General features: G+C 71.0%; 15 protein-coding genes. 7 read left to right on the top strand and 8 right to left on the bottom strand.

The annotated features are described in order from the left end of the window. Window positions 1-83: 83 nt before the first annotated feature. The 3 genes from OG452_RS00905 (at window position 84) to OG452_RS00895 (ending at window position 3040) form a co-directional block, all read left to right on the top strand. Window positions 84-1577 carry a purine-cytosine permease family protein gene (locus tag OG452_RS00905; protein ID WP_327293644.1) on the top strand — a complete coding sequence of 498 codons (1494 nt, stop codon included), beginning with the start codon at window positions 84-86 and terminating at the stop codon, window positions 1575-1577. Window positions 1578-1638: 61 nt separating this feature from the next. Continuing rightward, a complete protein-coding gene (locus tag OG452_RS00900) occupies window positions 1639-2505 on the top strand; it encodes a 3-hydroxybutyryl-CoA dehydrogenase (RefSeq protein WP_327293643.1) in 867 nt (288 codons plus the stop codon). A gap of 94 nt (window positions 2506-2599) precedes the next feature. Next, on the top strand, window positions 2600-3040 hold the full coding sequence (locus OG452_RS00895; RefSeq protein ID WP_327293642.1) for a protein-tyrosine phosphatase family protein: 441 nt from the start codon (window positions 2600-2602) through the stop codon (window positions 3038-3040). A 49-nt stretch (window positions 3041-3089) separates the two neighbouring features. On the opposite strand, the gene OG452_RS00890 is transcribed toward OG452_RS00895, so the two are convergent. The 4 genes from OG452_RS00890 to OG452_RS00875 form a co-directional block, all read right to left on the bottom strand. Next, window positions 3090-4559 carry an FGGY-family carbohydrate kinase gene (locus OG452_RS00890; RefSeq protein ID WP_327293641.1) on the bottom strand — a complete coding sequence of 490 codons (1470 nt, stop codon included), beginning with the start codon at window positions 4557-4559 and terminating at the stop codon, window positions 3090-3092. Between the two features lie 49 nt (window positions 4560-4608). Further along, window positions 4609-5943, bottom strand: coding sequence for an MFS transporter (locus OG452_RS00885; protein WP_327293640.1), 1335 nt, complete (start codon window positions 5941-5943; stop codon window positions 4609-4611). Window positions 5944-6050: 107 nt separating this feature from the next. Further along, complete coding sequence (locus OG452_RS00880) at window positions 6051-6827, bottom strand: DeoR/GlpR family DNA-binding transcription regulator (RefSeq protein ID WP_327293639.1); 777 nt, start codon at window positions 6825-6827, stop codon at window positions 6051-6053. Continuing rightward, on the bottom strand, window positions 6824-7468 hold the full coding sequence (locus tag OG452_RS00875; RefSeq protein ID WP_327299472.1) for a histidine phosphatase family protein: 645 nt from the start codon (window positions 7466-7468) through the stop codon (window positions 6824-6826). The genes OG452_RS00880 and OG452_RS00875 overlap by 4 nt, the downstream gene beginning before the upstream one ends. A 188-nt stretch (window positions 7469-7656) precedes the next feature. Here OG452_RS00875 and OG452_RS00870 point away from each other — a divergent pair, with 188 nt between their 5' ends. From OG452_RS00870 to OG452_RS00860, 3 genes are all read left to right on the top strand, one after another. Next, the gene (locus OG452_RS00870) at window positions 7657-8718 is read left to right on the top strand and encodes a 2-hydroxyacid dehydrogenase (RefSeq protein WP_327299471.1); all 1062 of its coding nucleotides are present in this window, start codon (window positions 7657-7659) and stop codon (window positions 8716-8718) included. Then, on the top strand, window positions 8715-10199 hold the full coding sequence (locus OG452_RS00865) for an FGGY-family carbohydrate kinase (protein WP_327293638.1): 1485 nt from the start codon (window positions 8715-8717) through the stop codon (window positions 10197-10199). Before OG452_RS00870 ends, OG452_RS00865 begins: the two co-directional genes overlap by 4 nt. Before the next feature lie 96 nt (window positions 10200-10295). Continuing rightward, a complete protein-coding gene (locus OG452_RS00860) occupies window positions 10296-11171 on the top strand; it encodes an SGNH/GDSL hydrolase family protein (RefSeq protein ID WP_327293637.1) in 876 nt (291 codons plus the stop codon). 70 nt (window positions 11172-11241) lie between these two features. Here the strand turns inward: OG452_RS00860 and OG452_RS00855 are convergent, their stop codons facing one another. The 4 genes from OG452_RS00855 to OG452_RS00840 form a co-directional block, all read right to left on the bottom strand. After that, a complete protein-coding gene (locus OG452_RS00855; protein ID WP_327293636.1) occupies window positions 11242-12048 on the bottom strand; it encodes an HAD-IIB family hydrolase in 807 nt (268 codons plus the stop codon). Between the two features lie 71 nt (window positions 12049-12119). Beyond that, window positions 12120-13031, bottom strand: a complete 912-nt coding sequence (locus tag OG452_RS00850) for a serine/threonine dehydratase (protein WP_327293635.1) — start codon at window positions 13029-13031, stop codon at window positions 12120-12122. An 83-nt stretch (window positions 13032-13114) separates the two neighbouring features. Continuing rightward, a complete protein-coding gene (locus tag OG452_RS00845; protein ID WP_327293634.1) occupies window positions 13115-13759 on the bottom strand; it encodes a LysE family translocator in 645 nt (214 codons plus the stop codon). 153 nt (window positions 13760-13912) lie between these two features. After that, window positions 13913-14923, bottom strand: coding sequence for a chitinase (locus OG452_RS00840; RefSeq protein ID WP_327293633.1), 1011 nt, complete (start codon window positions 14921-14923; stop codon window positions 13913-13915). Window positions 14924-15645: 722 nt separating this feature from the next. Here OG452_RS00840 and OG452_RS00835 point away from each other — a divergent pair. Beyond that, a complete protein-coding gene (locus OG452_RS00835; RefSeq protein WP_327293632.1) occupies window positions 15646-16575 on the top strand; it encodes a serine hydrolase in 930 nt (309 codons plus the stop codon). Window positions 16576-16593 lie beyond the last annotated feature (18 nt).

Below are 16593 nucleotides of genomic sequence, written 5' to 3'. Positions count from 1 at the left end.
GGAACACCCGGGGCCCACGCCCGGAGGGCCGTACATCCCGCGAGGACATCCCGCGTCGACCGCACTTGATGAGGTGAAGCCGTATGACCGAAGACGCGCCGCATACCCACCCTCCGGCGAAGCCGGACGCCGCTCCCGACCGGAGACGCGGTATCGAGACCCGCTCCATCGACTACGTGCCGCTCGCCGAACGGCACGGCAAGGTCTGGCACCTCTTCCCGGTGTGGTTCGTCGGCGACGCCCATCTGGCGACCGTCGCGACCGGCGCCATCGGCGTGGCCCTCGGCGGCAACCTGATCTGGACCGCGATAGCCGTGGTACTCGGCAGCGCACTGGGCACCTTCTTCATGGCCTTCCACTCCGCGCAGGGACCGCAGCTGGGGCTGCCCCAAATGGTGCAGTCCCGGCCGCAGTTCGGCTTTGTCGGCGCCCTGCTGGTCTGGGTGGTCGCCCTGACCACCTATGTCGGCTACACCGCCTTCAACCAGATCCTCGTCGGCGAGACGATGGGGCACCTGGCCGGCACCCCATCCGGGGTGAGCTACGTCGGGTACGCCGTCGTAGCCATCGTGCTGGCGATCGTCGGCTACGACTTCATCCACCGGGCCTCGCGCTGGCTCACCTACATCACCCTGGCCGGTCTCGCGCTCTTCACGGTGGGAGTGCTGCTGGTCAATCCCTTCACCAGCAGTCAGACCGATCTCGGCGCCTTCGCGCTCACCCCCTTCCTGATCCAGTTCTTCACCGCTGCCGTCTACCAGATGTCCTGGTCGATCTATGTCTCCGACTACTCCCGCTATCTGCCCCCGACGGTGGGGGTGCGCTCCACCTTCTGGTGGACATACCTGGGCGCCTGGGTGGGCGGCGCGTGGATGATGCTGGTCGGGACCGTCGCCGCCGGTCTGTTCCCGCACGCCGATCTGGTCGACTCGGTGATCTCCGCAGGCAACGAACTCTTCCCCGGCTTCGGTGTGACCCTGCTGATCATCTGCGTCGTCCCGCTGGCCTCTATCGGCACCCTGAACTTCTACGGCGGCAGTCTGACCCTCCTCTCCAGCGTCGACTCGATCCGGCGGGTCCGGCCGACCGTCACCAAACGGGTGGTGGCGCTGCTGGTCGTCGGCGCCATGTCCACCGCCATCGCCTTCGGTTCGGACGCGAGCTTCCTCCAGGAGTTCAGCCAGTTCCTGGTCGTGCTCGGCTACCTCTTCACCCCGTGGACGGCGATCAATCTGGTCGACTACTACGTGGTGCGGCGCGGCCGCTACTCGATCAGGGAGATCTTCAACCCGCACGGTGTCTACGGGCGGTGGAGCTGGCGCGGCCTCACCGCGTACAGCGTGAGCTTCCTCGCCATGATGCCGTTCGCCGTGGTCGGCAGCGCCATGGGGCCGGCCGCCCGGTGGGTCGGCGGGGCCGACCTCACCATGGTCGTCGGTCTGCCGGTGGCCGCAGGTGTCTACCTGCTGGCGTGCCGCTCGCTGGACCTCGGCGCCGAACTCCGCGTGGTCGAGACCGCCGACGCGGGACTGGACCCGGACACCGCGGCCGTCGGCCCCGCACTCCACCACGTATGACAGCCCGGCCCGCCCCGGCCCCGTCTCCGGCACGGGCCGCAGAGAAGGAGAAGACGCTCGTATGGACACCATCCACAAGGTAGGCGTCGTCGGCGCGGGGCTCATGGGCTCCGGGATAGCCGAGGTGTGTGCGAGGGCCGGACTGGACGTCGTAGTCGCCGAGACGGGCCACGAGGCACTGGCCGCTGGCCGCCGCCGCATCGAGCAGTCGCTCGCCCGTGCCGTACGGCGCGGAAAGCTCACCGAGCCCAAACGCGAGGCCGCCATCGCACGGTTGCGGCTCACCACCGACCTCGGCGAGTTCGCCGACCGGGAGCTGGTGGTGGAGGCCGTCGCGGAGACCGAGCAGATCAAGGCGGACGTCTTCGCCACACTGGACAAGGTGGTCCAGAACCCGGAGGCCATCCTCGCGTCCAACACCTCGTCCCTGCCCATCGCGAAACTCGGCATGGCCACCGCACGCCCCCAGCAGGTCATCGGCATCCACTTCTTCAACCCGGTCCCGGTGCTGCCCCTGGTCGAGCTGGTGCCCTCACTGCTGACCGCCGACGAGACCCGGCGCCGGGCGGCGGAGTTCGTCACCAGCCGGCTGGGCAAACAGGTCATCGGCTCCACCGACCGCGCCGGCTTCGTGGTGAACGCGCTCCTCGTCCCCTATCTCCTCTCCGCCACCCGCATGATGGAATCGGGGTTCGCATCGGCGTCCGACATCGACCAGGCCATGGTCCTGGGGTGTGCGCACCCGATGGGGCCGCTGGCGCTCACCGACCTGATCGGCCTCGACACCGTCCATGCGATCGCCGAGTCGATGTACGACGAGTTCAAGGAACCGCTGTACTCGCCCCCGCCGCTGCTGCTGCGGATGGTGCAGGCGGGCCTGCTCGGCAAGAAGGCAGGGCGGGGCTTCCACGAGTACGGGGCCCCCTGATCCCGTCCGATGGCTGCGAACAGGCTCCGGGCGGTGTGAAGATGGACCGTACGGGGCCGCCGCAGGGCGGTCCCCGCCGATCCATGGAGGCGCGGTGCCGGAACCGGTGGAGACCTGGAACCCGTCCGCGGCCGGTGTACTGCGCCTGCCGTCGGGCCGCCTGGTCCGGGGGCGGGGCCTGCGCCGGCCGCTCCCGGCGGGTCCCGCACCCACGTTCGCCCTGTACTTGCTGGGCCGTGAACCGGCGGCCGTCGACTGGGAGTCGCGCTGGATCCGCTGGCCCGACTTCCGGCTGCCGGCCGACCGCGCCGCCGCCGCGGACGCCTTGCGCGAGGCGCTGGAACGCGCGGCGGACGAGCGCGTCGAGGTCGCCTGCGAGGGCGGCCGCGGCCGCACCGGCACGGCTCTCGCCTGTCTCGCCGTACTGGACGGAGTGCCGCCGGCCGAGGCGGTCGGGTACGTCCGCGAGCACTACGACCCGCACGCCGTGGAAACCCCCTGGCAGCGCCGATTCGTCCGGCGCTTCCGGTCGTAGGGCAGCCCGCCGAAGCAGCCACAAGCAGGCACCGCCCGAGCGCCGGGACTCATGCCGTGCCCAGCCACCCCCGGGCCACCAGTTCCGTGACGAACCGTTCGTACGACGCGTCGAGTGCGGCCCGCTCCCGCTCCACCGGATCGACCGTCCGCCCCGCGCCCACCATCGCCGCCACAGCAGCGGAGAGGTCCGGATGGAGCGTGCCCGATGCGGCCAGCAGGGCTGCGCCGAACGCTGTCTCGGCCCGTTCCGCCACGCTCAGCGGTCTGTTGAGCACCGTCGCCCGGATGCGGTTCCACACGGCGCTGCGACTGCCGCCGCCCGCCGCGTACAGCGGACCCCGCACCTCGATCCCCAGTGCCTGCACCCGCTCCACGGCCAGCCGCTCCAGGAAGGCGACCCCCTCCAGCGCCGCCCGGTACTCATCCGCCTCGTCCCGCGGCGTCCCGACGCTGAAGCCGCGCGCCGCGCCGGAGACGAACGGGAACCGCTCGCCCTCGCGGCGCAGCGGGTAAGCAAGACAGCCGGCCGGACCCCGTGCCTCCGCCGCCGCGTCCAGACCGGGCAGACGGGCCGCTGCCACCCCGGCGACGGCTTCGCCGCCCGTGTTCGACGCGCCGCCCGGCAGCCACCAGCCATCCGGGTGGCGATGGCTGTACAGGGCGCCCGCCGGGTCCGTGACCAACTCGCGGGTCACGCCCTTGAGTACGTACGTCGTCCCCAGTACCCCGACGAAGCGGCCGGGTTCCACCGCGCCGGTGGCGATCTGGCCCGCGCAGCCGTCCGTCATCCCGAGCCGGACCTCGCAGCCGGCGGGCAGCCCGGTCTCGGCGGCGGCCCGCGCCGAAACCGTCCCGCTCCGCGTGCCGGGGGCCTGGACGGCGGGCAGCAGCCGGGAGGGCACATCGAACGCGTCGAAGACCTCGGTGGCCCATTCGCCGGCACGCGGGTCGTAGCCGGACTTCAGCGCGTGGCTCCAGTCGGTGGCCACCGGATGTCCGGTGAGCCTGAGGCCGATGAGGTCCGGGGTGTGCAGCACCAGTTGGCCGGGGAGTGCCCGGGCCGCCAATCCCACCAGCTTTCCCAGCGCGGCCGTCGGACCGACCGTCAGCCCCAGCGCCCGCCAGCGCGGCGCGCCCAACTTCTGGGCGCGCGCGTTGACATCGGCGGCGCTCCGGTCGTCGTACATCAGGGCCGGTCCGGCCGGTTCGCCGTCAGGACCGGCCGGCACCAGGGTGCCCGAGGTGGCGGACACGGCGACGGCGGTCACCTCACGGCCGCCGCCGGGCAGCGCGGCGGTCGCCCGCCGCAGGGCGTCCGCCGTCGCGGGCCACCAGGACCGGGCGTCCTGCTCACTGCGACCGCCCTCGCGGCGCTCCGGCGGGGCGATCGGGGCCCGGGCCTCAGCGAGGACCCGGCCGCGGGCGTCCGCGCACACCACCCGCACCGCGGCGGTGGCCACGTCGACGCCCGCGACGACGGGGACGGGCGCGGGCCGGGCACCGGTGGCGGAACTCATCTGTGGGAGGGGCCTCTCGTACGCGGAAGACGGCTGCGGGATACGCGGCTCAGGTGGCCGGGGCGGTGAGCGGTTCGTCGCCGGCGGCATCGTGCAGGGACTTGCCCTGCTGGATGGCCTCCTCCGACGCCTTCGGCAGCTTGAGGAAGAGCGTCAGGAGAGCGGCGACGACATACAGACCGGCGAAGATCAGGACCACGCCGTCCCGGCCGAGCGGACCGAGGAAGAGCGAGACGATCGCGGGACCGACGAAGGCGGCGCCGCCCGCGCCCAGGTTGAGCAGGGCCATCGCGCCGCCCTTGTTCCCGGGTGCCAGCGACGGCATCAGCGCGGAGATGGGCACGAATCCGGCGAGCGTGGCGCCGTAGACCATGCCGACACCGACCGCGACCCAGTAGTTCCCGGTCAGCAGCTTCGGCACGAAGTACAGCGCGAGGACACTCAGCGCACAGCCCACCGCACCGAACCAGCCGATGGTGGTGCGCCAGCCGATCCGGTCGCTGACCACCCCGAAGAGCAGATTGAAGAAGATGTTGGTGGCGAACATGATCGACAGCAGCCGCAGCCAGTCGCCGTCCGTGAAGCCCATCTCGTCGGTGAAGAACGCGGGCAGGATCACCCAGAGGCCGAACTGCGGCGCGGTGTTGATGATGCGGACGACGCAGCCGACGGTGACCTTCGGATGGGTCCACGCGATGGAGAGGCTGCGGGTCAGCGACTGGACGGGCCGGACGCCGGGCGGTGCCAGCCGCGAGAACCCGGTGCGTTCGCGTACCCCGATGAGGCAGAAGGCCCCGCCCACGGCGATCACACCGAGCGCGATCCACAGCGTGCCGAACTTCCCGAACAGCGGGTCGGTGACGGACGCGGTGAGCGAGCCGAGTGTCGGCAGCCCGCCGGTGAAGGCGAAGTAGAACCAGCCGACGGCCGCACCCAGCCTGGCCACCGGCGCGGTCGCGGTCACCCACACCAGGAACGAGAACGCGAAGAGCGGATAGCCGAAGCCGCGCAGCCCGTAGAAGACCAGCATCAGCGGGTAGTTGCCCTGCGCGGCGCCGAGCGAGAGGAACAGCACGTCGAAGACGATCCAGACGGTCAGCCCGATCTGCATCACCCGTCGCGGCCCCCACAGCTCGGACAGTGCGCCCGACAGCCAGGAGGCGAGCATGACGGTCACGCCGTACGCCGTGATCACATAGCTCGCACGGACTTCGCTGCCCGCGCCGTTGGTCTTGATGAACGGAGCGATGAACCCGGACTCGACCCCGTCCCCGATCATGAAGATCAGGACCCCGATGAAGCCGAACAGGAGCGGCCGGGGGATACCGGCGCGGTCCCAGACCGTTCCCGTAGGTGCGGCGGTACTTGCGGCGGTGCTGCGCATAGCTCGTGCCTCCACAGTGAGGTGTCATCGGCCCACGGGCGTACAGCCCCGACGAGAACGCATCATGACGTCTGTGAAATTAACACGCAATACTTTAAGAATCGCTGTTATCGGCCCGTGGCCGCGACTCTGACATCCGTACGCTCCCGCAGAGCGGCCAACAGCTCCGCGTCCACCCGGTCGTCCACCACCAGGTGGTCGAAGTCCTCCACCGGGCCGAGCCGGTGGAGTGCCGTCCTGGCCAGCTTCGTACGGTCCATCAGCAGGACCTTCCGGGTACCCGAAGCCAGCATCGCCCGCTTGACCAGCACCACGTCCTGCTCCTGGTGGTACGTCATCCGGGCGTCCATCGCCGACGTCGAGACCAGCACCATGTCCACGGAGAGCGCTTCGACGGCTTCCAGGCACGCGACGCCCAGGAAGGAGTCATGGGGGTGCGAGTACTCCCCGCCCAGTGAGATCAGACGTATCCCGTCCCGGCCCGCGAACAGGTCGATGACCCGCCGCGCGTTGGTCACCACCGTCAGCGGAGCCAGCTCCACCAGAAGTGCGGCCAGCGCGAGCGCGGTCGTGGAGTCGTCCAGCATCACCGACATACCCGGTTCGACCAGAGCGGCCGCGGTCTTCGCGATGGCGTCCTTCTCGGTGGTGTTCACCCCGAGCCGGTAGTCGAGATTGGACTCGAACACGGTCGAAGGCAGCGCGGACACCCCGCCCCTGAAACGGCGCAGCACCCCGCGCCTGGCCAGCTCGTCCAGATCACGGTGCACGGTCATCAGGCTCACGCCGGTGAGCTCCGCCAGCTCGGCGCCGGTCGCGGTCCCGTTCGCCAGGACGTGCTCCGTGATGATCTGCCTGCGGGCCTGGGCGCCGGTCGTCGTCATACGGCCAAGTTTCGCGTACCGCCCGCAGCGGCCGGCCGGGTGGGGACGTTCAGCGACCGCAGGGCGGTGCGGTCACCGCTCACCTCGATCTCCGTCACCGCCGCGTTGTCGAGCCGGGGGAACACCAGCCGGTAGCGGCCCACCGGAATGCCCAGCATCGAACAGAGCGCCATACGGAGCAGCGTGTTGTGCGCGACCACCAGGACCGTGGCCCCACGATGGCGACGTGCCAGAGCTCGCAGCGCCTGGGACGCGCGGGCCGCGGCGGCCGACGGCGCCTCGGAACCGGGGAAGGCTCCGGACTCCGCGTCCTCGTGGAACCGCCGCACCGTTTCGGGGTCCTCGGCCGTCATCTCCGCGATGGTGCGCCCCTCGCCCCAGCCGAAGTCCACCTCGCGCAGCGCTTCGACCACCTCGGGACCGCCGCCGAGCGACCGCGCGGCCGGGCCGGCCGTCAGCAGGGCCCGGCTTACCGGTGAGCTGGCCACCGCGTCGACGCCGCGCCACCGCGCCCACTCCGCGAGCTCCTCCGCCTGCGCGAGGCCCTTGGCGGTCAGCGGTACGTCGGAGACCCCCGCGTACCGGTTCTCGGCATGCCATTGCGTCTCGCCGTGCCGTACGAGCAGCAGCCGGGCCTCCATCGGATCGCGCTCCTTCGCAGCGGGCCGCCACCGGCCCGGGACGGGGCGCCCCGGGTCCGTGTCGGCCCATTGATTCTTCAAAACGATGATGTTAAATCTATCAAAGCCCATGATAGTGATGCGGCGGCCGGGCAGGTGCGGCACCGCTGACGCACCGTGCCCCCGTGATCCGAAGAAGGGCCCAGCCCATGCGCATCCTCGCCGCCGGTGACCACTTCGTCCTCCCCGGTCTGCTCCGTACCGCCCTGCGCGAAGAACTCGGCACGACGGAGGGACCCGGCGGCGCGGTGGAGATCGGTGAACTCACCCTGCCCTGGCCGCACGAGCCCTTCGGCCCGGTCGGCGATGTCCACGAGGCCAGCGGCACCGAGGAGCAGATGATCGCCGCGCTCGACGGCGCCGCCCTCTGCGTCACACAGATGGCCCCGTTCACCGAGCGGGTCTTCGCCGCCTGTCCGGATCTCCGGATGGTGGCCGTCTCCCGGGGCGGCCCGGTCAACGTCGACCTCGCCGCCGCGACCCGGCACGGCGTCACCGTCTCCTTCGCACCCGGCCGCAACGCCCCGGCGGCAGCAGAGTTCGCCGTCGGCCTGATGCTGACCGCCATGCGCCGGATCACCACAGCCGACGCCGAGCTGAAACGCGGAACGTGGCGCGGAGACTTCTACGCCTATGACGAAGCGGGCACCGAACTCGACGGCGCGACCGTCGGCCTCGTCGGATACGGAGCCATCGGCCGCATCGTCGCCCGCGTCCTGCGCGCCTTCGGCGCCCATGTCCTGGTCGCCGACCCGTACGCCGATCCGGTCGCAGCCCGCGCCGACGGCGTCGAGCCGGTCTCCCTCGACCAACTCCTGGCACGCAGCAGCGTGGTGAGCCTGCATGCCAGGCTCACCCCCGAGACCCACCACCTCATCGACGCCGAAAAGCTCAGGCTGCTCCCCGAGGGCGCAGTGCTGGTCAACTCCGCCCGCGGCGGTCTCCTCGACTACGCCCCGCTGCCCGGACTGCTGAGGAGCGGCCGCATCGGAGCCCTCGGCCTCGACGTCTACGACCTCGAACCGCCGCCCGCCGAATGGGAGTTGCACACCGCGCCGAACGTCGTCACCGCCCCGCACCTGGCCGGCGCGACCCGGCAGACCGCACACCGCGCCGCCGCGATCACAGCCGCCGAGGCGGGCCGCTTCGTACGCGGCGAAAAGCTCGCCCATCCCGCCAACCCCGAGGTCCAGGAGGCCGCGCGGCCATGAGCGTGATCATCGGCGTGGACATCGGCACCTCCGTCACCAAGGCCGTCGCCTTCGACAGCGAAGGACGGCCACTCGCCACCGCGACCCGCCGCAGCCACCTGGAACGACTGCCCGGCAGCCGCGTCGAGCAGGACCTCGACGACGTCGTGCGTACGGTGGCCGAGGTCGTACGGGAGACCGCCGCCGCACTGCCCGCGCCACCCACCGCGCTCGCCCTCACCGGCCAGGGCGACGGCCTGTGGCTGCGCGACGGGCAGGGCCGCGCGGTCCGTCCGGCCATCTCCTGGATGGACGGGCGCGCCGCCGACCACGTCGCGCGATGGCTGGCGGACGGCACCGTGCAGCAGGTGTACGCGCGGACCGGCTCCGGCATGTTCCCCGGCTGCCACGCCCCGCTCCTGGCCCACCTGCAGGAACACGAACCGCAGAGCCTCCGCGGCGCGGCCGTCGCCGGCTACTGCGTGGACGCCGTGGCCCAGCGCCTCACCGGCCGGATCAGCGTGGACGCCTCCGACGCGACACTTCCGTTCCTCGACCCGGTGAACCGCACATACGCGCCCGAGGCGCTCGCCGCCTGCGGAATCGAGAGCCAGGCCCATCTGCTGGCCGCCCCCGCCGCCCCCGGAACCGTCCTGAGCCTCGACGCACTGGGGGCCGCGCTCCTGGACCTGCCGGTGGGGCTGCCGCTCACCTCGGGCCCGTACGATCTGCCCGCCTGTGCCATCGGCAGTGGCGTACGGGAGGTGGGCGACGGCCTGCTGATCGTCGGCACCACACTCGCCTGCCAGGTCCTCACCGACCGTGCCCGTACGGACAGTTGCGCCGAACCGGCCGGCATGTCGCTCTGCACCCCCGACCCCGGCCGCTGGCTGCGCTCCATGCCCGCCATGGTCGGCACCGCCGCCCTCGAATGGATCCTCACCCTCACCGGCACGGACACCGCCGACCTCGGAGCCCTGCTCGCCGACAGCCGGCCGGGCGCCCGCGGTGTCACGGCGCTGCCCTTCCTCTCTGACGCGGGGGAGCGCGCACCCTTCGTCGACCCGCAGGCCCGCGGCCAGTTGGACGGACTGACCCTCGCCCACACCCGCGCCGACGCGGTCCGCGCCATGTGCGAGGCCATCGGCTACGCCGCGCGCCACTGCCTGGAGGCCGCGGGCCTCTCCGGCACGCTCGCGGCCTGCGGCGGCGGCACCCGGTCCGGCCCGTGGACGCAGCTCTTCGCCGACATCCTGGGGCGGGAGATCCGGGTCCCGGTGGAGAACGAGGTCGGGGCGCTCGGCGCGGTACGGGTGGCACGCCGCTTCCTCGGCGAACCGGCCGAGACGGAAGCGCAGTTGTTCCACACCGTCGAGCCGCGGCAGGGAACCCGCGAGGTCTACGAGGACGGCTACGCCGCCTACCGCACCGCACTGACCTCGGCACGCGCCCAGTGGGGCGGGACTGCCGTACGGGAGACGACCGGCGCGATCGTCGGATAGGACGGCGGTTGTCGCGAGTCCTGTTCCGGCCCTACTCAGCTGCCCTACCAGACAGTAGCCTCAACGGAGTTCTCCGCCCTCACTGTTGGAGGCTCCATGCGCGTTTCCCTGCTCAGACCCGCCAGGCTCGCGCTGACGGCGGGGCTCCTCGCCGCCGTCGCGCTGCTCGGCTTCTCCGCTCCGGCCTCCGCCACGGGAGCCGCCGCACCGCGCTACTACCTGGCGCTCGGTGACTCGCTGGCCGCCGGATACCAGACGCTGCCCGGCGGCGGCCATGTCACCGGCCGCGGCTACGCCCAGGACATCGCCAGGACGCTGTCGGCGCGCGCCGCCGGCACCGGGCGGCCCTTCGACTTCGTCGGGCTCGGGTGCCCCGGCGAGACCACCGGTTCCATGATCGACGGCCCTTGCCCGTACCCGCACCCGTACACCGGCTCCCAGTTGGCCGAAGCCGAGCACTTCCTCCGGCTCCACCACGACGACCGCGTGATGGTGACCCTGGACATCGGTGCCAACGACGTCGACGGTTGCCTGACCAACGGGAACGTCGACATCGGGTGCGCCGTTTCCGGTGTCGGGAAGGTGGGTTCAGGGCTCAACACCATCCTGGGCCGGCTCAAGGCAGCGGCAGGACCGCAGACCCGGATCATCGGCATGAACCTCTACGACCCCTTCCTGGCAGCATGGATGACGGGCACTCAGGGAAAGACCGCGGCCACTCTCTCCGTACCGCTCGCCGACACGCTCAACGCCACGATCGGGCTCACCGACGCAGCTCACGGAGTGCCGACAGCCGACGTGGCGTCGGCGTTCCGCACCAACTCCTTCCTCCCGCTGGTGCCGCTGGACGGAAAGCGGGTGCCGCTGAACGTGGCGCGGATCCTGCAGTGGACCAACATGGCGCGCGGCGACATCCACGCCAACGACACCGGGTACCAGGCCATCGCGGACACGTTCCTGAAGAAGATCTGAGACGCGCGGCGCGGCCGGTGCCCACCCCGGGCGGGCCGGTCCTGGGCCCGGGCCCAGGACCGGGTCCGGTTCAGGCGAACAGGCGCTCCAGGACGACCGCTATGCCGTCGTCCTCGTTCGACAGGGTCACCTCGTCCGCGGCGGCGATGAGTTCCGGATGGGCGTTGGCCATGGCCACCCCGTGTCCGGAGCGACGGAACATCGGCAGGTCATTGGGCATGTCGCCGAACGCGATCAGCCGCCCCGCCCCATGTCCCAACACCTCGGCGGCCAGGGCGATTCCGGTGCCCTTGTCCACACCGTACGGCGCGAGTTCCACAGTGCCGGGCCCCGCCATCGTGACCGTGGCCAGGTCGCCCACGACGGTACGGGCTACGGCCGCCAGCGCGTCGTCCGAGAGCGCCGGGTGACGTATGAGGACCTTGATGACCGGCCTGGTCCAGAGCTCCGACCGCGACCCGACCCGCAGGACGGGCAGCGCGGGGTGCGGCATCAGATACCCCGGCTCGGCGAGCGTCCGGCCGTCTGCCCCGTCCTGGTCCACGGCGGCGAAGACCGGCCCTGTCTCCGCCTCTATCTTGCCGAGCGCCGTGTCGGCCAGTTCGCGGTCGAGTGTCACGGAACTCAGCATCCGGGCCGACCCGGCGTCGTACAGCTGCGTCCCCTGCCCGCAGACGACAGGACCGCGGTACTCCAGAGCCCCGATCAGCTCCAGGACACCGGGGAGGGACCGCCCGGTGACGATCAGATGGCCGGCCCCGGCCGATGCGGCCAGGGCCAGCGCGGCACGGGACCGGGGGCTCACGGTGTCACCGCGGCGCAGCAGGGTACCGTCCAGATCGGTGGCGACGATGTCGTATGCGGGTGTGGTGGGCATGGCGTCAGCCTAGGGAGATCCTTTCCGTGAGGACCACCGGGGCGGAGACCGGTGCCGGGCGAGTGCCGCGCTCAGCCGGCCGTCCAGTCGGCGTTCGCACCGCACAGCACCACGCACGGCAGCTGTCCGGGCACCCTGTCCGCCAGCCACGCGGCGAAGGGCGCCGCAGCCGCGGGCTCCACGGCGATCCGGCACTCCTCCCACAGGCGGGCACGGGCCCGCAGGATCTCCGCATCGCTGACGAGCACCGACTCCACGCCGTACGGGGCCACGATGCCGAACGCCACGTCACCGATCCGCGAAGCGCCCAGCGCGGACGAAGCGACCGAATCCACCGGGGAGTTGACCGGCTTCCCCGCCGCGAGCGCGTCGTGCAGGGAGCGGCAGCCCTCCGGTTCGACCGCCACCACATGGCGGCCGCCCGCCGCGAGCGCCGTACCGGCGGTGAGTCCACCGCCGCCCGCGGCGACAGCGAAAGTGTCCGTCGCGGGGGCGTCGGCCACCACCTCGGCCGCCAGCGTTCCCTGCCCCGCGACGACCGCCGGGTCGTCGTAGGGGTGAAGGAAGCGGTAGCCGGGCCGCGCGGCGATTTCCTGCGCTGCGGAGGCGGCCTCGGCGAACGTGGCGCCATGCCGTACGAGCCGCGCGCCGGCCTCCTCGATGCGCCGGGCCTTCGCCTCGGGGGCCGTCTCGGGGAGGTAGACGGTCGCCGGGAGGCCGAGCAGCGCGGCTGCGGTGGCGACCGCGAGGCCGTGATTGCCACCGGAAGCGGCGACGATGTGGTCGTCCGATGGCGATTCCAGCATCGCGTTGACGGCCCCGCGCAGTTTGAACGAACCGCTGCGCTGCAGGTGTTCCAGTTTCAGGACGACACGGCGTCCGTCGATCTCCAGGTCCAGCAGTGGCGTACGGCGGACATGGGGGCTGATTCGTTCTGCCGCGGCGGCGACGTCGGTGGCCGAGAGCGTCTGGATCTGGTTCATGCTCCCCATACTCACCAGACCGGGGCGTCAGCGCCAAACAGGGGTGCGGCACCGTGGGCCCTCGCCGCCGTCGGGGGGCGTGCTCACACGGTGGCCGCCGGAGCCCGGTCCGTCGCGAGCTTGACGGCCAGTGCGCCGAGGACGGTCCCCATGACATACCGCTGGACCCGCAGCCACACCGGGCGCCGTGCGAGGAAGACAGCGATGGTTCCCGCCGCCAGGGCGATGGCCAGGTTCACCGCGAGACTGACGGCGATCTGAATCCCGCCCAGGACGAACCCCTGGAGGAGGACATGTCCCGCGTGCAGGTCGATGAACTGCGGGATGAGCGACAGGTACATGATGGCGATCTTCGGATTCAGCAGATTCGTCACGAGCCCCATGGCGAAGAGCCGCCGGGGGGAGTCGGGCGCCAGTTCCTGAGGAGCGAAGACCGACGTGCCCCCGGGACGCAGGGCCTTCCAGGCGAGCCACGCCAGGTAGGCGGCACCGGCGAGCTTCACCGTCAGATACAGCTCGGGGACGGCCAGGAACACGACCGAGAGCCCGAGGTTGGCCGCGCTGAGATAGACGAGGAAGCCGACGGCCACGCCCGCCAGCGATATCACCCCGGCGCGGCGGCCCTGCGTGATGCTGCGGGAGACGAGGTACATCATGTTGGGACCCGGTGTGAGCACCATGCCGAGTGACACCGCTGATACGCCGAGGAAGGCCGGTATTCCGATCATGGAGCAATGGTCGGGGGAAACGGTGGTGAGCACCAGTGGCTTTCTCCGGATGCGGTCAGGCGGCTGCGGACCGGGCGGCAGCCGGGCCCCCACCGGCTCGGGGGCCCGGCTGCTCGAACTCCGTTGTACGGGAAGCCGGTTCAGCCGGTGGCGTCAGCCGCCCAGGATGTCCGCGAAGGCCAGCCGGCCCTGTGTCACGCCGCTGCAGGTGGGCGACGCCGCCGTGGTGACGGAGCCGCAGGACTGGTCCCGGTTGACCGACCAGTACGACAGCCGTCCCACACCGTTGCCGGCTGCCCAGCTCTTCACCGTCGAGGCGTCGGCCGTCGAGAAGACCGAGCCGTCGTCGTTCACGCCGATCATGGGCGTGATGCCGAGGTTGGCGTAGGTGTAGCCGGAGTCGACCGCCTGCATCTGGGCGAAGGTGGCCTTCCCCGCGCTGATCGCGGCCTGACCCATGTCCTGTGAGCCCTGGTAGTAGTCCATCGTCATGATGTTCACGACGTCGATCTTGACGCCCGCGTCCTTGGCGGCCTTGAGGATGTTGACGCCGTCGGCTGTGAGGCCGTTGGGCAGGACGGGCAGCGTGACCGAGAACGTCAGGCCCGGGTTCGCCGCCTTGAGTGTCTTCATCGCGCTCATGTTCCGTGCCGCGGCGGCGGTGTCCGCGATGGCGCCGCCCTCGATGTCGAAGTCGAGCGAGCTGGGCCCGTACGAGTCGATGATCTTCTGGTAGCCGGCGTTGATCGCACTCTGGTCCGTACAGCTCCAGGCGAGCGGCAGCCCCGCGGCACCGCCCGAGGACACGATGACCGATGCGCCTTCGGACTTGGCCTTGCTGATCAGGGGGTCGGTGTACGAGTCGTTGCCGACCGGCAGTGTGTCCCCCCAGATCTGGTTGCATCCGGAGCCGATGACGAATCCGGCCGTGAACGTCTTGACCCCGTGCTGGGTGATCGCGGTGTCCAGCAGCCCTTCCTGGGAGTTGGACATGTCGGTGTACGGCGCGAAGCTCGCGGCCGCCCGTGGGCTCACGGGTGTCGCCGAGGCGGGGCCGGCGGCCAGGGCCGCTCCGGCTACGGCCAGGCATGCAGCCGCGAGAACGGCGGTGGCCCGGGAAGCGGGGATCGTTCGACGTGACGTGGTGGGGGGACGTCGACGCATGGTCCTGTCCTTTCGATGACAGTGGGGGACGTCATCAAGGTGCAGGGGGCCGGAGAAGCAAGGGGTCGGCCTGGGCGACAACTTGACGGCGCACAGACATGAGATTGGACTAGACCAAGTAGGCTGTCAAGGCTGTGTCCCGAAGTCACGGGCAGGTATGGGCGGAAGGGGGGAGGTTTGGGGTGGCGGGCTTGAACTGCCCGCACTGCTGGAGACTTTGGGGCTCGCACGGCTGAACAGGGTGACGCCTCCGGTGGTCGCACTGCCGGCATCTGTCGCGTACGCCTCGAGTGCGGGCTACTGGAGGTGAGCCCGTTGGCTGCGGGTGTGGACCACGGTGACCGGCGGTGGGCGTGGTGGGCTCGGCGGGTGGCTCCGGCCCGCCGCAGGCGGTGGTTGCGCGCGCCCACGGGTTGGCGAACATCACACGCCGACATAGCTACTCAAATTCAGACAATTCACTCACCGTGTCCGCGGTGACCGCCGAGGAAGCCCCTACGGTGGTTCAGATCCAGGAACGGGAATCCGAGCCGGCCCGCACAGTGGGCAGGCCCCCGTCCGGCAACTTTCTCTGCAGGCCGTACCCGGGGTCCGGGCTGCCCCCGCAGGTGCGGCTGCCGGGCGGGACTCCACCGAAGCAGCGGTAGACCGGCCTTCCGGCCGGGGCGTGCGAGGTCAGGCGAGACGGACTTCGGCCCACCGCGGGAACAGGACGTACCTTCATGCACCGCTCACGCATACCGGCCCGCGCGCGCCGCGGACTCGCCGCTTCCGTGGCAGCCGGAGTGCTGCTCACCCCGCTCGCCGGGGCGACCGCGGCCTCGGCGAGCACCGCTGGCGAGCCGACGGACAAGGCCGGCTCCGCGAGCGCTGCCGTGGGCGGCTCGAAGGTCGTCTGCACTTCGAAGAAGTCCGGCCTGGCCCCGGAGCTGTCGCACGACATAGCCGGCGCGCTCAAGGGGCGCAAGGGCGCGTCGGCGCTGGCCGTGTACGACCGCACGACCGGGACCAGCTGCGAGTTCAAGGCCACTGCGCATTTCGACTCGGCGAGTGTGGTGAAGGTCACGGTACTGGGAGCGCTGCTGCGCGAGGCCGAGGAATCGCACCGCAAGCTGACCGCGCGCGAGGTGAAACTGACCACGGCGATGATCACGGAGTCCGACAACGACGCCACGTCCGCTCTCTGGCGTCAGCTCGGAGCGGCACGCGTCCAGCACTTCCTCTCTCTCGCGAAGATGCGGCACACTGTCCCGGGCGCCGACGGAACGTGGGGCCTCACCCAGATCACCGCGGCCGACGAGCTCACGCTCATGAAGCTCCTCACGACGGAGAACTCCGTGCTGAACCGGACCTCACGCGACTACGCCCTGGATCTGATGGCCAAGGTCGAGGCCGACCAGGAGTGGGGCGTGCCCGCAGGCTCACCGGCCACTGCCACGACGCACGTAAAGAACGGCTGGCTGTCCCGCGAGACCGGCGGCTGGCGGGTGCACAGCGTCGGCTTCTTCACCGGGCACGGCCACGACTACGGCATGACCGTTCTCTCCAGCGGAAACAAGACGATGGACTACGGCATCGACACCATCGAGGGCGCTTCCCGCGTCATCCACCGCGACCTGAACAGCAAGGTCCGGGCGGCAGCGAGCCACTGAGCAGCCTCGCCTCTGTCT

The sequence above is a fragment of the Streptomyces sp. NBC_01197 genome, from assembly GCF_036010505.1.
Taxonomy (GTDB): domain Bacteria; phylum Actinomycetota; class Actinomycetes; order Streptomycetales; family Streptomycetaceae; genus Streptomyces.
This window is presented reverse-complemented; position numbering and strand designations above follow the sequence as displayed.

Excerpts from the sequence above, each read along its gene's own strand:
- OG452_RS00905 (WP_327293644.1), top strand. The coding sequence starts at position 84 with ATGACCGAAGACGCGCCGCATACCCACCCTCCGGCGAAGCCGGACGCC.
- OG452_RS00855 (WP_327293636.1), bottom strand. The coding sequence starts at position 12,048 with ATGCCCACCACACCCGCATACGACATCGTCGCCACCGATCTGGACGGT.
- OG452_RS00845 (WP_327293634.1), bottom strand. The coding sequence starts at position 13,759 with ATGATCGGAATACCGGCCTTCCTCGGCGTATCAGCGGTGTCACTCGGC.
- OG452_RS00835 (WP_327293632.1), top strand. The coding sequence starts at position 15,646 with ATGCACCGCTCACGCATACCGGCCCGCGCGCGCCGCGGACTCGCCGCT.
- OG452_RS00900 (WP_327293643.1), top strand. The coding sequence starts at position 1,639 with ATGGACACCATCCACAAGGTAGGCGTCGTCGGCGCGGGGCTCATGGGC.
- OG452_RS00865 (WP_327293638.1), top strand. The coding sequence starts at position 8,715 with ATGAGCGTGATCATCGGCGTGGACATCGGCACCTCCGTCACCAAGGCC.
- OG452_RS00890 (WP_327293641.1), bottom strand. The coding sequence starts at position 4,559 with ATGAGTTCCGCCACCGGTGCCCGGCCCGCGCCCGTCCCCGTCGTCGCG.
- OG452_RS00885 (WP_327293640.1), bottom strand. The coding sequence starts at position 5,943 with ATGCGCAGCACCGCCGCAAGTACCGCCGCACCTACGGGAACGGTCTGG.
- OG452_RS00875 (WP_327299472.1), bottom strand. The coding sequence starts at position 7,468 with ATGGAGGCCCGGCTGCTGCTCGTACGGCACGGCGAGACGCAATGGCAT.
- OG452_RS00850 (WP_327293635.1), bottom strand. The coding sequence starts at position 13,031 with ATGAACCAGATCCAGACGCTCTCGGCCACCGACGTCGCCGCCGCGGCA.
- OG452_RS00860 (WP_327293637.1), top strand. The coding sequence starts at position 10,296 with ATGCGCGTTTCCCTGCTCAGACCCGCCAGGCTCGCGCTGACGGCGGGG.
- OG452_RS00880 (WP_327293639.1), bottom strand. The coding sequence starts at position 6,827 with ATGACGACGACCGGCGCCCAGGCCCGCAGGCAGATCATCACGGAGCAC.
- OG452_RS00840 (WP_327293633.1), bottom strand. The coding sequence starts at position 14,923 with ATGCGTCGACGTCCCCCCACCACGTCACGTCGAACGATCCCCGCTTCC.
- OG452_RS00870 (WP_327299471.1), top strand. The coding sequence starts at position 7,657 with ATGCGCATCCTCGCCGCCGGTGACCACTTCGTCCTCCCCGGTCTGCTC.